The organism is Burkholderia sp. 22PA0099 (genome assembly GCF_047497165.1).
In the GTDB taxonomy this organism is placed as follows: Bacteria; Pseudomonadota; Gammaproteobacteria; order Burkholderiales; family Burkholderiaceae; genus Burkholderia.
This window is the reverse complement of sequence record NZ_CP163165.1, coordinates 244,983-259,569: the sequence shown is the minus strand read 5'-3', so window position 1 is coordinate 259,569 and position 14,587 is coordinate 244,983. Positions and strand designations below refer to the sequence as shown.

Sequence of the window (14,587 nt, the reverse complement as noted above, 5' to 3'; positions counted from 1 at the left end):
AACGCGAGCACCGGAACGCGCGACGCCCCGGTTGAATCAACACGCATTTGAGATAAATATGACGTGACTGGTTGTCGGAGGCATCGGCCCCCGATTGCACAATCTGGCGCATGCCGACGCCCGACGAGAAATCGGCGTTCTCCGAACGCCTGAAGTTCGCCCTGATGCGCAGCCCTGAAAAGGTAGCGGGCGCGACCGAACTCGCGTTGCATTTCAATTTGCGCCATCACGGCGAGCAGCCCGTCTCGCCACAAACGGCGCACAAATGGCTGACCGGCCGCACGATCCCGACAGCCGACAAGCTTGCGACGCTCGCCGGCTGGTTGCGCGTGGATGCGCACTGGCTCCACTACGGGCCGCCGCCGTCGGTCGCCGCGCGCAACACACCGAAGCCGCTGCCACGCGACGCCACCTACCCGCCCACGCAAGAGACGATCGAGCTGGCCACCAAGATCGAAGCGCTCTCGCCGCATCACCGCTACCTGGTGCAGGAGCTGATCGAACAGTTCTACGGCGATTCGTCCGACCGGTGATTCTGCACCGCCGCGCGACACGCGTGGCATGTGATCGCCGCGACACGGCGTCGCCTCCGCCCTTCACCCGTTTCGAACACCCATGAAAAAACCGCCCGGTTCTGACACCGGGCGGTTCTTGTCATGGGGCGGGCAAGCAGCCCGTTACATCAGGAGGCCGCCTTCTTGTTGCCCAGCGCGCGCGTGATGTAGTACTGCTGCGCCACGGACAGCACCGTGTTGACGACGTAGTACAGCACGAGGCCAGCCGGGAAGAAGAAGAACATGACCGAGAACGCCAGCGGCATGAACATCATCATCTTGGCCTGGACCGGGTCCGGCGGCGTCGGGTTCAGGCGCGTCTGCACGAACATCGCGCCGGCCATCAGGACCGGCAGGATGAAGAACGGGTCGCGCTGCGACAGATCGTGAATCCAGAGAATCCACGGCGCGCCGCGCATTTCCACCGACGCCAGCAGCACCCAGTACAGCGAGATGAACACCGGGATCTGGATCACCACCGGCAGACAGCCGCCGAACGGGTTGACCTTCTGCGTCTTGTACAGCTCCATCAGCGCCGCGTTCATCTTCTGCGGATCGCCCTTGAAGCGCTCGCGCAGCGCCTGCATGCGCGGCGTGATTTCCTTCATGCGCGCCATCGACTTGTAGCTGGCAGCCGACAGCGGGAAGAACACGGCCTTGATCAGCAGCGTCAGCAGGACGATCGACCAGCCCCAGTTGCCGACATAGCTGTGAATCTTCTGCAGCAGCCAGAACAGCGGCTTGGCGATGATCGTGACCCAGCCGTAATCCTTGACCAGATCGAGGCCCGGCGCGATGCCTTCCAGCACGCGCTCTTCTTCCGGACCGGCGAACAGGCGCGCCGAAACGTCGGTTGACTGGCCCGGCTCGATCGTCTTGACCGGCTCCTTGATGCCCACGCGATACAGCGAATCGATCTTCTCGACGTAGATATCGTGCTTCACGCCCTGCTGCGGAATCCAGGCCGACGCGAAATAGTGCTGGACCATCGCCACCCAGCCGTTGTCGGCCGAGCTGACGTAATCCGCCTTGTTCTTGTCGATGTCGCTGAAGGTGATCTTCTGGAAATGCTTCTGGTCCGTGTAGACAGCCGGCCCAAGGAAGGTGTGCGAGAACAGCGGCGTTTCCACCGGCGTGCTGTCGCGGACGATTTCCATGTAGACGGTCGGCGAAACCGGCGCCGTGCCGACGTTGTCGATCTTGGTGTCGACGCCGATCACATAGCTGCCGCGCGTGAAGGTGTAGGTCTTCACGACCTTCACGCCGCCCTTCTCCTGCGACTCGAACGACAGCTTCATCGAATCCTGGCCCGCGGCCAGCGCGGTGGGATTGCCGGCCACCGGCGTGAACACGTCGTTGTGGTTCGGGAAGTTGCCGCCCGTCACGCCGGTGCGTGCCAGGTAGGTGTGATCCTGGGTGTGGTCGAACAGCGTGACGAACAGGTCGGGCTGCTTGCCGTCGCCTTCCTTCTTCAGCGTCAGCTTGGTCAGCGTGCCGCCGCGCGTGTCGATCTCGCCGTCATAGACGTCGGTCGAGAAGCGCACCAGCTGCGCCTGCGCGATCGGCGCGGTGTTCGCCGGCGCCGTGGTGGAGGCGGCCGGCAGCGCTGCCGTTCCGCTGGCTGCGGAGGCGCCGCTGCTGGCGTCGGTCGAGGACGCGCCTTGGGTCTTCGTGACGTTCGGGAAGAACATCGACTGGCCCCCATGGGCTCTCTGCCAGTTGTCGTACAGCATGACCGCTGACATGAAGAAAATCACCCATAGGACGGTGCGTTTGATATCCATGCGTTGTCTCAGAGTCGATGGGACGGCGCTTCAGTTTCGTGGGTAGCGCTGGCACCGGAACGGGCCGGCGGGACGAGATCGATGCCGCCGGCGGAAAACGGATGGCAGCGGCACAGACGCTTCGCGGCCAAGTACGTGCCGCGCGCGGCGCCATGATACTGGATTGCCTCGCGCGCGTAATCCGAACAGGAAGGGTAAAAACGGCAACGGCTGCCGAGCAAGGGACTCAAGGCAGCCTTGTAGACACGCAGCAATGCGATCAATACCGTTTGCATAGCATTCGGCGCTTGCGCGCCGTCATGTGACCGGATGGGCATGCCCGCGAGGCACACCCGGCCCGGCCATCGGAAAAGCTCACCGGCGCGCGGTTCAAGCGCCCGCCGGTTTGACGGGGCCGCGCTTGGCGACCTCGCGCGCCGCCTTGTCGAGCAGCTCGCGAATCTCGCCTTCGCACAGCGCGGCGAGCGGCGCGGAAACCGCGCTCGGCATCGCCTTCTTGTCGAAACGCGTGTGCAGCCGCAGCAGCAAATCCCAGCCGGCGAACTCCGCGCGCCGCTGGCGGAACGCCTCGCGGGCGAGGCGTTTCACCAGGTTGCGCGTGGCCGCGCGCGGCGCGAACTTCTTGCCGATCACGAGGCCGAGGCGGGCGTCGCCACCCACCGGCTTGCCGTAGATCACGAAGTGCGCGCTGCGCCGCCAGGGGCGCAAACGAAAAACGGATGAGAACTCATCCGTTTTCAGAAGCCGCGCGGCTTTCGGGAAGGTCGCGCCCACCTGCAACGGATCGATGCCGGGGCTTGCGACTGCGTTGCCCGCATCGCCGCTGACGGCGGACACGGCGCTTCGCCCGTCCTTAGATGGCGAGGCGCTTGCGGCCCTTCGCGCGACGTGCGTTGATGACCTTGCGGCCACCTGCAGTCTTCATGCGGACGCGGAAACCATGGGTACGCTTACGACGCGTCACGGAAGGTTGGTAGGTACGTTTCATGTTGCTCTCACTTGGTCGAGAATGTCGGTAATCAGGGACCGCGTGCCCGATCCTTCAGGCCACCGGGCGAACGCAATCGCCGAAAATCTAGGATTGGTTTTCGCGGAACCCGCTATTTAATCCGTTTTTCTGTGAGCGGTCAATACTTTAGCCCCGTTCCCGCCCCCTGCGCAGCAATCCCCACCCTCACCCCACCGAGTGGCGCACCCCTGTGGATAACTCCCGCGACGCCCGCGTTTGGCGTTAGAATCTCGCCTTACCTCCAAGAATCCCGCACACCGCTCCGGCTCGTCCTGCGCCCGAAACCCTTGTGGCACGTGCCTCCGGAGCATGCTCGCTCGGCCGCACCGGGCCTTGTTGCCGATCCGCAACAAGGGCGGCCTCGTGCCGCTGTGCAACCCAAGAACGACAGCACCTAGATGAATGATTTCTGGCAACACTGTTCCGCCCTGCTGGAGCGTGAATTGACGCCCCAGCAGTACGTGACGTGGATAAAACCGCTGGCGCCGGTGGCCTTCGACGCCGCCGCGAACACGTTGTCCATTGCCGCCCCCAACCGCTTCAAGCTCGACTGGGTGAAGAGCCAGTTCTCGGGCCGGATCTCCGATCTGGCCCGCGATTTCTGGAACGCGCCGGTCGACGTCCAGTTCGTGCTGGACCCGAAGGCCGGCGCCCGCAGCGCCGCGCCGGCGGTCGCCCCGCGCCCGTCGGTGGCGGCCACCGAAGCCGCGCCCGTCGCCGTCATGCCCGCTGCCGCACCGGCCCCCGAAGCGCCGGTCAATCCGGCCGTGGCCGCGATCCGGGCCGCCCAGGCGGCGGCGCAGGCTGCCGCTCAAGCCGCCGCGCTGAATGCCGACGACGCCGCCGATCTCGACCTGCCGAGCCTGACCGCCCACGAGGCCGCCGCCGGCCGCCGCACCTGGCGGCCGGGCGCGAACGGCCCCGCGGCCGGCGACGCCGCCGATTCGACCTACGAGCGCTCCAAGCTGAACCCGGTCCTGACCTTCGACAACTTCGTCACCGGCAAGGCCAACCAGCTCGCGCGCGCCGCGGCCATCCAGGTGGCCGACAACCCCGGCGTGTCGTACAACCCGCTGTTCCTGTATGGCGGCGTCGGCCTCGGCAAGACCCACCTGATCCACGCGATCGGCAATCAGTTGCTGCTCGACAAGCCGGGCGCGCGAATCCGTTACATCCACGCCGAGCAATACGTGTCCGACGTCGTGAAGGCCTACCAGCGCAAGGCGTTCGACGATTTCAAGCGTTACTACCATTCGCTCGACCTGCTGCTGATCGACGATATTCAGTTCTTTTCGGGCAAGTCGCGCACGCAGGAAGAATTCTTCTACGCGTTCGAGGCGCTGGTCGCCAACAAGGCGCAGGTGATCATCACCAGCGATACCTACCCGAAGGAAATCTCGGGCATCGACGACCGCCTGATCTCGCGCTTCGATTCCGGCCTGACCGTGGCGATCGAGCCGCCCGAACTCGAAATGCGCGTGGCGATCCTGATGCGCAAGGCGCAATCGGAAGGCGTGAACCTGTCGGAAGACGTGGCCTTCTTCGTCGCCAAGCACCTGCGCTCGAACGTGCGCGAGCTCGAGGGCGCGCTGCGCAAGATCCTCGCGTATTCGAAGTTCCACGGCCGCGAGATCAGCATCGAGCTGACCAAGGAAGCGCTGAAGGATTTGCTGACGGTGCAGAACCGGCAGATTTCGGTCGAGAACATCCAGAAGACCGTTGCCGATTTCTACAACATCAAAGTGGCCGACATGTACTCGAAGAAGCGCCCCGCGAACATCGCGCGGCCGCGGCAGATCGCGATGTACCTGGCCAAGGAACTGACGCAGAAGAGCCTGCCCGAAATCGGCGAGCTGTTCGGCGGGCGCGACCACACCACCGTGCTGCACGCGGTGCGCAAGATCGCCGACGAACGCAGCAAGGATGCGCAGTTGAACCACGAGCTGCACGTGCTCGAACAGACGCTGAAGGGATAAACGCGCCAACTTGCGCGCCGCTGCCGGCGGCTCGCACGCGCGCGCGATCCATACGCCGATCCGGGTGAATTTAAAAGGGGCGGTTCTGTTTTGAGGCACAATACAGGTTTTTGACCGCCCGGGCGGCGGGAAGGCAGCGGGCCGCCCAGGCGGGCGTTGCGTGGCTTGCAGGCCGTTTATTCAACGAAGGAACCCTATGCAACTGGTCAAGACCGAACGAGACACCCTCCTCAGGCCGCTGCAAACCGTAAGCGGTATCGTCGAACGCCGCCATACGCTGCCGATCCTCGCGAACCTGCTGATCACCAAGACCGGTTCCGACGTATCGTTCCTGTCGACGGACCTCGAACTGCAGATCACCACGCGCGCCGATTTCGGCGTGGGCGGCGAGCAGGTCGCGACCACCGTGGCCGCCCGCAAGCTGCTCGACATCCTGCGCGCGATGCCCGACGGGCAGGTCACGCTGTCGCTGGCCGACAAGCGCCTGACCGTGCAATCGGGCAAGAGCCGTTTCGCCCTGCAAACGCTCGCCGCCGACGAATTCCCCACCGTGGCCCAGTCGAAGGATTTCGGCGCGAGCCTGGCCGTGCCGCAGAAGTCCTTCCGCCAGTTGCTCGGCATGGTCTATTTCGCGATGGCCCAGCAGGACATCCGCTACTACCTGAACGGCATGTTGCTGGTGGTCGATGGCGACCTGCTGATGGCCGTGGCCACCGACGGCCACCGCCTCGCCTATTCGTCGATCAAGATCGAAGGCGGCGCCTTCCCGCGCCAGGAAGTGATCGTGCCGCGCAAGACGATCCTCGAACTGCAACGCCTGCTCGAAGACATCGACGACGAAGTCAAGATCGACATCGCGCAAACGCAGGCCAAGTTCACGTTCGGCCAGGTCGAACTGGTGTCGAAGCTGGTCGAGGGCAAGTTCCCCGATTTCCAGCGCGTGATCCCGAAGGGCCACAAGAATACCTTCACGATCGGCCGCGAAGAGCTGCAGCGCTCGCTGCAACGCGCGGCCATCCTGACCTCGGACAAGTTCAAGGGCGTGCGCTGCATCATCGCCCCGGGTCAGTTGAAGATCATGTCGACCAACGCCGATCAGGAAGAGGCGCAGGAAGAACTCGAAATCGCCTACCAGGGCGATACCGTCGACATCGGCTTCAACGTCACGTATCTGCTCGACGTGCTCGCCAACCTGAAGGTCGACAACATCGAAGTCAGCCTCGGCGACGCCAGCTCGAGCGCGCTGATCACGATTCCCGAGGTCGGCGAATTCAAGTACGTGGTGATGCCGATGCGCATCTGACGCACGCGACACACCGGACACACCAAGGGGCGCCACGCCCCTTTGGCGTTTTTATGGCATTTGCGGGCGTACCCCCGGCCAGCCGAAACGCGGAAATTTTCCGCGATTTTTCAAGCGTTTCCCGCGTGTTTCGTACCCCGAAACAGCATGAAAACAACAGAAAAACGGCTCGCGAGCGCACCCGCCCCTGCCTGACGGCAGTACCCGGCCGCAGCACTTCGTGGCGGCCAGCAGAACCGGAAGACATCCATGACTGAACAGCACAATTCGCAGCCCGATAACAGCAGCTATGGCGCCTCGTCGATCCAGATCCTCGAAGGTCTGGAGGCGGTCCGCAAGCGGCCCGGGATGTATATCGGCGACACGTCGGACGGCACCGGTCTGCACCACCTCGTGTTCGAGGTGCTCGACAACTCGATCGACGAAGCGCTGGCCGGCTACTGCAACGACATCCACGTCACGATCCACGCCGACAACTCGATCTCCATCACCGACAACGGCCGCGGCATCCCGACCGACGTCAAGCTGGACGACAAGCACGAGCCGAAGCGCAGCGCCGCCGAAATCGTCATGACCGAGCTGCACGCGGGCGGCAAGTTCGACCAGAACAGCTACAAGGTGTCCGGCGGCCTGCACGGCGTGGGCGTGTCGTGCGTGAACGCGCTGTCGAGCTGGCTGCGCCTGGTCGTCAAGCGCAACGGCAAGAAGCACTTCATGGAATTCCATCGCGGCGTCGCGCAGGATCGCGTGCTGGAACAGCGCGACGGCGTGGAAGTCTCGCCGATGGCCGTGACCGGCGACACCGAAACGCGCGGCACCGAAGTGCATTTCATGGCCGATCCGACCATCTTCGGCACGGTGGAATACCACTACGACATCCTGGCCAAGCGCATTCGCGAGCTGTCCTTCCTGAACAACGGCGTGCGAATCCGCCTGACCGACCATCGTTCGGGCAAGGAAGACGATTTCGCGTTCGAGGGCGGCGTGAAGGGCTTTGTGGAATACATCAACAAGGCCAAGACCGTGCTGCACCCGACGATCTTCCACATCACCGGCGAGAAGGACAACGTGGGTGTCGAAGTGGCGATGCAGTGGAACGACAGCTACAACGAAAACGTGCTGTGCTTCACCAACAACATCCCGCAGCGCGACGGCGGCAGCCATTTGACCGGCCTGCGCGCGGCCATGACGCGCGTGATCAACAAGTACATCGCCGACAACGAGATCGCCAAGAAGGCCAAGGTCGATACCTCGGGCGACGACATGCGTGAAGGCTTGTCGTGCGTGCTGTCGGTGAAGGTGCCGGAGCCGAAGTTCAGCTCGCAGACCAAGGACAAGCTCGTTTCGTCCGAAGTGCGCGCGCCGGTGGAGGAGGTCGTCGCCAAGGCGCTCGAGGATTTCCTGCTCGAAACGCCGAACGACGCGAAGATCATCTGCGGCAAGATCGTCGAAGCCGCACGGGCGCGCGATGCCGCGCGCAAGGCGCGCGAGATGACGCGCCGCAAGGGCCTGCTCGACGGCGTGGGCCTGCCCGGCAAGCTGGCCGACTGCCAGGAGAAGGATCCCGCCAAGTGCGAGATCTACATCGTGGAGGGCGACTCCGCCGGCGGCTCGGCCAAGCAGGGCCGCGACCGCAAGTTCCAGGCGATTTTGCCGCTGCGCGGCAAGGTGCTGAACGTCGAGAAGGCGCGCTATGACAAGCTGCTGTCGTCCGAACAGATCATGACGCTCGTGACCGCGCTCGGCTGCGGCCTCGGCAAGGAAGACCTGAACCTCGACAAGCTGCGCTATCACCGCATCATCATCATGACCGACGCGGACGTGGACGGTGCCCACATCCGCACGCTGCTGCTCACCTTCCTGTATCGCCAGATTCCGGAGCTGATCGAGCGCGGCTACGTGTATATCGCGCAGCCGCCGCTTTTCAAGGTGAAGGCCGGCAAGGACGAGCGTTACCTGAAGGATGAAGGCGAGCTCAACGCGCACATGCTGCGGCTGGCGCTGAACGGCTCGGAGCTGCAACCGGGCGGCGACGCCGCGGCGATTTCCGGCGATGCGCTGGGCGCGATGGCGCGCTCGTATCTGCTGTCGCGCGCGGTGGTGAGCCGCCTGGGCCGCCTGTACGACCCGGCGGCGCTGGAAGCGATCATGGACGGCGTGCTGGTGGATCTCGCGAGCGAGGATGCCGCGATTGCCTCGGCGGCCACGCTGCAGGCCGCGATGCTCGCCGGCGATGCGCTGAAGAACGAAGTGCGCGTGATCGCCAAGCACGACGAAGTGCGCGAGAAGTGGACGCTGCGCATCGAGCGGCCGCACCACGGCAACGTGCGGGTGTCGGTCATCGACGAGGAATTCCTGCTCACGGCCGATTACAAGCAGCTCGTCAGCACCGCGGATACGTTCAAGGATCTGATCGGCGAAGGCGCGCTGATCAAGCGCGGCGAGCGCTCGCAGGCCGTGAAGGATTTCAAGGGTGCGATGGCCTGGTTGATGGCGGATGCGGAGCGGAATATTTCGAAGCAGCGGTATAAGGGTTTGGGCGAGATGAACCCCGAGCAGCTTTGGGAAACCACGATGGATCCGAATGTGCGGCGCTTGTTGCGCGTGCAGATCGAGGATGCGATTGCTGCGGATGGGATCTTTACGACGCTGATGGGGGATGAGGTGGAACCTCGTCGGGCTTTCATCGAATCGAATGCGTTGCGGGCGGGGAATATTGATATTTGAGGGGGGTGCGGTTGGCTCCTTCGGAAAAGGCTCCTTCGGGAGCTTTTTTTGTTTTGGGGGGAGTTGTTTTTAATGTCCGTTAAAAATCAGATCTTCTTGCTTGTTGACCCTATTGAGTTCCATGATCTCCAAATTTAAAGTACGCTTCCGCTAGCCAATTCGGTCATGGTGAAAATTGAGATGCTCACCATCGTTTCCAACAACTCGGGGCTAGCATGAGCAGGTACTGCGGTGACGACGATCCAACTTCCATCCTCGAAGCAGCAGCGCATTGGCGTGATATCGCGCTGATTGGCCAGGGTTCGGTACTATCAGATCGTCGCTTGTGGACCGCAAACACCCTAGAACAACTCGACACGCACTTCGTCAAAAATCCGGATCCAAGTGACCGGAAATTTCTCGAAAAACTTGAACTGCAACTCTCATCAGTGGATGCGAGTGCAAAGCAGTTGGTTGCTGAAATGATGTGGCTGCTATACCTGTGTCCTAGCCGTCTCACGCAAGCACACAAGAAAAAAACGATACAGTCCATTTGGGAGCAATCCGGAGAGCCCGTTCCCTTGGACACGCGCTGGCTAGACGACGACGTTCTTGCTGGCGTTGGCAGCGCAGGCCCTGGCTTCAACCAAAATCAATGGCGTGAGCTTGTATTCGTCATCAACGCCTTGCGTCGCTTCCGAGCACTTAGCGAAGGCGAGCAGCATGCGTTGTTGGACGACCCATGGAAATTCGACGAATGGCTGCAGCGAGTCCCGGATTCGGAATCGCGTCAATTTCGTCACATGATCCTCTTCTTGCTGTTTCCAGATACGTTTGAGCGGATTTTCAGCCAAAACGATCGAAAAACGGTCGCACGACACTTCTCGCAACGCGCTGCTAGAGATATCAATCGCATGAATACTGTCGAGCTCGATCGCGAGCTCTATGCGATACGCGCACGTCTAGAAGCAGAGAAGGGAACCAAGCAGTTGGACTATTACGTACCACCGCTTAAAGACGAATGGCGAAGCGAAACCTTTGCTGCTACCACCGATGCCGTCGCAGCCGAACATGTCCAACGTGCACTCGACGAAATCAGTCACGACGGCGTCCCCATCGACGCGGAATCCACCGGCTACGATTTGATCTACAACGGCAAGCGCTTTCCGCCGAAGCTGGTCATGTCACTCGCGGTTAAACACGCTACCGGCGAACCCTTAGATCGCGCTAGCTTTTCGGGTGGCGAAGCGTCCTCGGCTTTTCGTCTGCTCCGGCGTTTGGGCTTTGACATCATCGCTAAAGACGAGGTGGTCGATGACATCAGCACACTGATCGATCGATTTCTTGCACAGGCGCAAGAAGGAAAAGAGCTCGGCACACAAGGCTATCCGTCGAAATATCGAAACTTGAGGGTTCGCGTCAGCTTCGGTAAAGGCAACTTTGCGAGAATTCCTTGGATCGCTTTCCTCGGCGAAGGGCAATCCGTGTCCGAAGGGATCTATCCGGTACTACTTTTCTATCGTGAACAACAGAGGCTTCTTCTCTGTTACGGCATCAGTGAAGAAGGCGCGGCCCGCTTGACCTGGGGCGAACTCGGCAATTCGCCCACGGTAACAAACTGGTTCAAAGAACAATACGGGCGCAGGCCCGAACGGTACGGCAGCTCGTTTGTCCGCTCAGCTTTCGACGTGGCCCAGCCTCTACCCAAAGCCAAACTGCGACAAGATCTTGACGATGTTGTTGATATCTACAATCGCGTCGTCGGCTCGTCTGATGAGGAGCCAGTATCGATCATCGAAGAGACCGCGATCAACAACACGCCCCTTCCTATTAACGCGGATCTCCGGGCGTCTGTTACGGCATTCAGCGATGCGTTGCGTAACAGTGGCGTTCAGTTTGGCGATCAGCACGAACACCTCGTCGCCTCTTTCGTTTCGAGCCTGCTAGCTAAGCCGTTGGTGATTCTCACCGGCCTATCCGGCTCAGGAAAAACGCAAATCGCGATCCGATTTGGCGAATGGCTGGGCGAAGGACGGCTTCACGTCGCTGCGGTTCGCCCTGACTGGACAGGGGCGGAATCGCTGTTCGGTTATGAAGACGCGTTGAAACGTGGGATTGACGGAAAACCTGCGTGGACGGTGCCTGACGCACTGGAATTCATCCTAGAGGCCGCGTCGGATCCTCAACATCCCTACGTCCTGCTGCTCGATGAAATGAACCTCGCCCATGTCGAACGCTATTTCTCCGACGTGCTTTCTGGCATGGAGTCTGGCAAACCCTGTCTTCCGAATCTTTCTCGAAGAGCCGACAGTGGATGGCAGCTTCATAACGACGGCGAGCGCAAAATTCCGTTCCCTAAAAATGTCTGGATCATCGGCACGGTTAACATCGACGAAACAACCTACATGTTTTCGCCGAAGGTACTCGATCGGGCGAATACGTTCGAATTTAGAGTGGCATCCGACGACCTCTCACTCGAAGCAGTCAAACCACAATCTTGCCAGATTGGTGATCAATCGATGGTGAGAGGACTACTTACGATTTCCAGTGACGACTCATGGCATCAAACCAACCGCGGCGACATCGCATCTAGTATCGCCCAGCGCTTGCGGCAACTTCACGCATCACTCACCCGGTATAACTTGGAGTTTGGCCATCGCGTGTTCTACGAGGCAATGCGTTTTGCCGCCATCCTTGAGCGGGCTGGCGACATCGATACCTACGCCATAATGGACCGCATCGTCATGCAAAAAATCCTACCAAGATTGCATGGATCTCGTCGGCGTTTGGAACTGCCTTTATTGTCCATCGCGCATTTCTGCCGCGATCTACCCAACGAAAACGTAAGTGATACAAATCTCTCAGCGCTCAAGATTGACGAAGTACCGGAGCAAGGTGCTGCTTTGCCCATCGCCTACGCCAAGACCATGCGCATGTTGAGAAACTTGAAAGCCAATCAATTCGCAAGCTTCACGGAATAAATTGTGCACGCTGTCTTAGAAACTTCGATTGCGTTACTCAACTCAACAGGTAAGCCAACGGCACGCCTTTGCATCGCCGTGCTGCCGAAAGCAAGCAACGCTCGCAGAGATGTGCTTTGGATCGAAGACAATGCATCTAGCACCGATTCGCTCACCAGTAAGCTGGAATTGTTGGAGGGCACCGAGTATCGATATGTTTGGAAGGATGTCTGTACCGGCGCCCTTAGCGTGAACACTGACCCCGAAGAAATGTTTCAACCCGATACGGTTGAGGGCCATGCTGGACGTATTCGTACAGGGTTATCGACAGGCCTAATACGTGTTGTCCTGCGTGCAGGCGATAGCATCCTTGGTGAGCTCGAGCTTGAGGTTCGCTCTCGCAAATTGGCCTACCGATCCGAGTATCGTTGGATGCTCCGTGATATTGCCGAACAGATGACTGAACTCGTCATGGACCGATTCGCTGTCAGCGATACGCATTTCGAGATCGATGAAACCCGAGACGCCATCACGCTTTATCAACGCTTCACGTTCCTGCGCGCGTTATTTGAAAACGAGAGCTTTCAAGGCGCTCTGCGCGAAGTGGTCAGACGACCGCATGTCGCTTGGGAACCCGTCACCGAGGTTGTCCGGTCCAGTGCAGGGATGCGTGCCGATTCAAAAGTACTGCGGCAACTTGCGAAAAGTGGGCCGCGGTCAGCATGGCCCAGCGGCCCGATTGCGGTCATCCCTTCACACATAGAACGAGTGCAGACGACGCCCACGCACGATACGCCGCCTAATCGCTTTGTTAAATTTTCTCTTGAGCAATGGCTGCAGATGTTGGGCGATATCGATCGCGGGCTAGAGAACGCACAGACAACACCGGCAACGGCGCGTGGACGCCGAGAAATCCTCGCTGTGATGTCACAACTTGAAGAAACACTGCAGCACGATGTATTTGCCGACGTTGGGCGACTCACGCACTTTCCTGCAAGCGATCAGGTCCTCCAGAAGCGAGAGGGCTATCGAGACATCTTCAAGGCGTACATCGAGATCGAGTTCGCAGCTCGACTTTCGTGGCAACGCAACGCCGATGACTTTGATGCTGGCCAACGTGACGTTGCCACCTTGTATGAATATTGGGCATTTATTCAGCTATCAAAGATCGTCGGCGCAGCGATAGGCCAACCTTTCGATATGAGCCCGTTGGTGAGATACGAAGCCAATGGTCTGACCGTAGGCATTCGTACCGGCGTCGAAACCGTTCTTAAGGGGATCGTCGAGCGCTTCGATCGAAAAATTCAAGTTGAACTTTGCTTCAATCGCACGTTTAACCGCGATAAAAAGCGCGTTGGCTCGTGGACTCGCCCGATGCGGCCAGACTATTCGCTACTTATCAGCCCCGCGAACGAAGAGCCATCGAGCTTTGACCCCATCGTTATTCACTTCGATGCCAAGTATCGCGTTGATTTCGTTAAGGAGATCTTCGGTGATGATCCGGAGGATAGTCACGGTGTGGGTGACGGCGAGGTAATGCTCAATCGCGGTGGCGTGCTCAGAGCGGATCTACTGAAAATGCATGCGTACCGTGATGCAATTCATCGCACAGCAGGCGCATATGTAATCTATCCCGGCGGCGACGCCGAAGCTGAAAAGCATCAGTTCCTCGAATATCACGAACTGCTCCCGGGTCTTGGCGCATTCGTCTTAAGACCCACAGATAGCGGCCATGTCAGTGGAACCATACCGCTCAGTCGGTTCATCAATGATGTTTTGGATCACGTCGCGACTCGTCTCACAAGACACGAACGTGGCCGGTATTGGTTACAAGATACATATGGCGAGTCCAACTTCGACGCAATGCCTAGCGTGCTCTCTACGCCACCGCCCGACATGCGCGTGCTACTTGGGTATGTAAAGAACCAAACCCATTGGGACTGGATTCGTTCGCATAAAATCTACAACGTGCGTGCCGAAGGACGGCATGGCGGCGTTAGTGTCGATGCTGAGCTCTTGCAAAGCCAAATCTTACTTTTGTATTGCCCCTCGACAGATGATATTGCGTTGGCGCGAATTGTGTCGGATGCCGAACGAGTCTCCGAAACGGCAATGAAGGCGATGGGATATTGGCAGCCGCAAGAAAGCTACTGGTGTATTCAGCTCACATGGTTAGGCAGCCACCATCCCACATCTCACATGTCGGCGAAATCGATCGAGCAGTATGCGCGTAGCTTAGGGATATCCTATGGCGAACCGATAAGCGTGCTTTGGCGTGACCTGTCGCAATAAATA

10 protein-coding genes are annotated in these 14,587 nt (G+C 60.1%); 6 read left to right on the top strand and 4 right to left on the bottom strand.

What is annotated here, in order from left to right; translation table 11 throughout:
* Positions 1-110 precede the first annotated feature (110 nt).
* Complete coding sequence (locus tag AB4851_RS16365) at positions 111-533, top strand: transcriptional regulator (RefSeq protein WP_414443460.1); 423 nt, start codon at positions 111-113, stop codon at positions 531-533.
* Between the two features lie 149 nt (positions 534-682).
* Here the strand turns inward: AB4851_RS16365 and yidC are convergent, their stop codons facing one another.
* From yidC to rpmH, 4 genes are all read right to left on the bottom strand, one after another.
* Positions 683-2,338: a membrane protein insertase YidC gene (gene yidC, locus AB4851_RS16360; protein WP_414443461.1), complete on the bottom strand. Its 1,656-nt coding sequence runs from the start codon at positions 2,336-2,338 to the stop codon at positions 683-685.
* Between the two features lie 8 nt (positions 2,339-2,346).
* Positions 2,347-2,613 (bottom strand): membrane protein insertion efficiency factor YidD, encoded by a 267-nt coding sequence (yidD, locus tag AB4851_RS16355; RefSeq protein ID WP_414443462.1) that lies wholly within the window; start codon positions 2,611-2,613, stop codon positions 2,347-2,349.
* A 94-nt stretch (positions 2,614-2,707) separates the two neighbouring features.
* Complete coding sequence (gene rnpA, locus AB4851_RS16350; protein ID WP_414451871.1) at positions 2,708-3,118, bottom strand: ribonuclease P protein component; 411 nt, start codon at positions 3,116-3,118, stop codon at positions 2,708-2,710.
* A 73-nt stretch (positions 3,119-3,191) separates the two neighbouring features.
* Entirely contained in the window at positions 3,192-3,326 is a 135-nt protein-coding gene (gene rpmH, locus AB4851_RS16345; protein WP_004198824.1) for a 50S ribosomal protein L34, read from the bottom strand.
* A gap of 419 nt (positions 3,327-3,745) precedes the next feature.
* Here rpmH and dnaA point away from each other — a divergent pair, with 419 nt between their 5' ends.
* The 5 genes from dnaA (at position 3,746) to AB4851_RS16320 (ending at position 14,584) form a co-directional block, all read left to right on the top strand.
* The gene (dnaA, locus tag AB4851_RS16340; RefSeq protein WP_414450667.1) at positions 3,746-5,323 is read left to right on the top strand and encodes a chromosomal replication initiator protein DnaA; all 1,578 of its coding nucleotides are present in this window, start codon (positions 3,746-3,748) and stop codon (positions 5,321-5,323) included.
* 196 nt (positions 5,324-5,519) lie between these two features.
* Positions 5,520-6,626 (top strand): DNA polymerase III subunit beta, encoded by a 1,107-nt coding sequence (gene dnaN / locus AB4851_RS16335; protein WP_414443464.1) that lies wholly within the window; start codon positions 5,520-5,522, stop codon positions 6,624-6,626.
* Positions 6,627-6,875: 249 nt separating this feature from the next.
* On the top strand, positions 6,876-9,353 hold the full coding sequence (gene gyrB / locus AB4851_RS16330) for a DNA topoisomerase (ATP-hydrolyzing) subunit B (protein ID WP_414450666.1): 2,478 nt from the start codon (positions 6,876-6,878) through the stop codon (positions 9,351-9,353).
* Positions 9,354-9,568: 215 nt separating this feature from the next.
* Complete coding sequence (locus tag AB4851_RS16325; protein WP_414450665.1) at positions 9,569-12,313, top strand: MrcB family domain-containing protein; 2,745 nt, start codon at positions 9,569-9,571, stop codon at positions 12,311-12,313.
* A 3-nt stretch (positions 12,314-12,316) separates the two neighbouring features.
* Complete coding sequence (locus AB4851_RS16320; protein WP_414450664.1) at positions 12,317-14,584, top strand: DUF2357 domain-containing protein; 2,268 nt, start codon at positions 12,317-12,319, stop codon at positions 14,582-14,584.
* Positions 14,585-14,587: the final 3 nt, after the last annotated feature.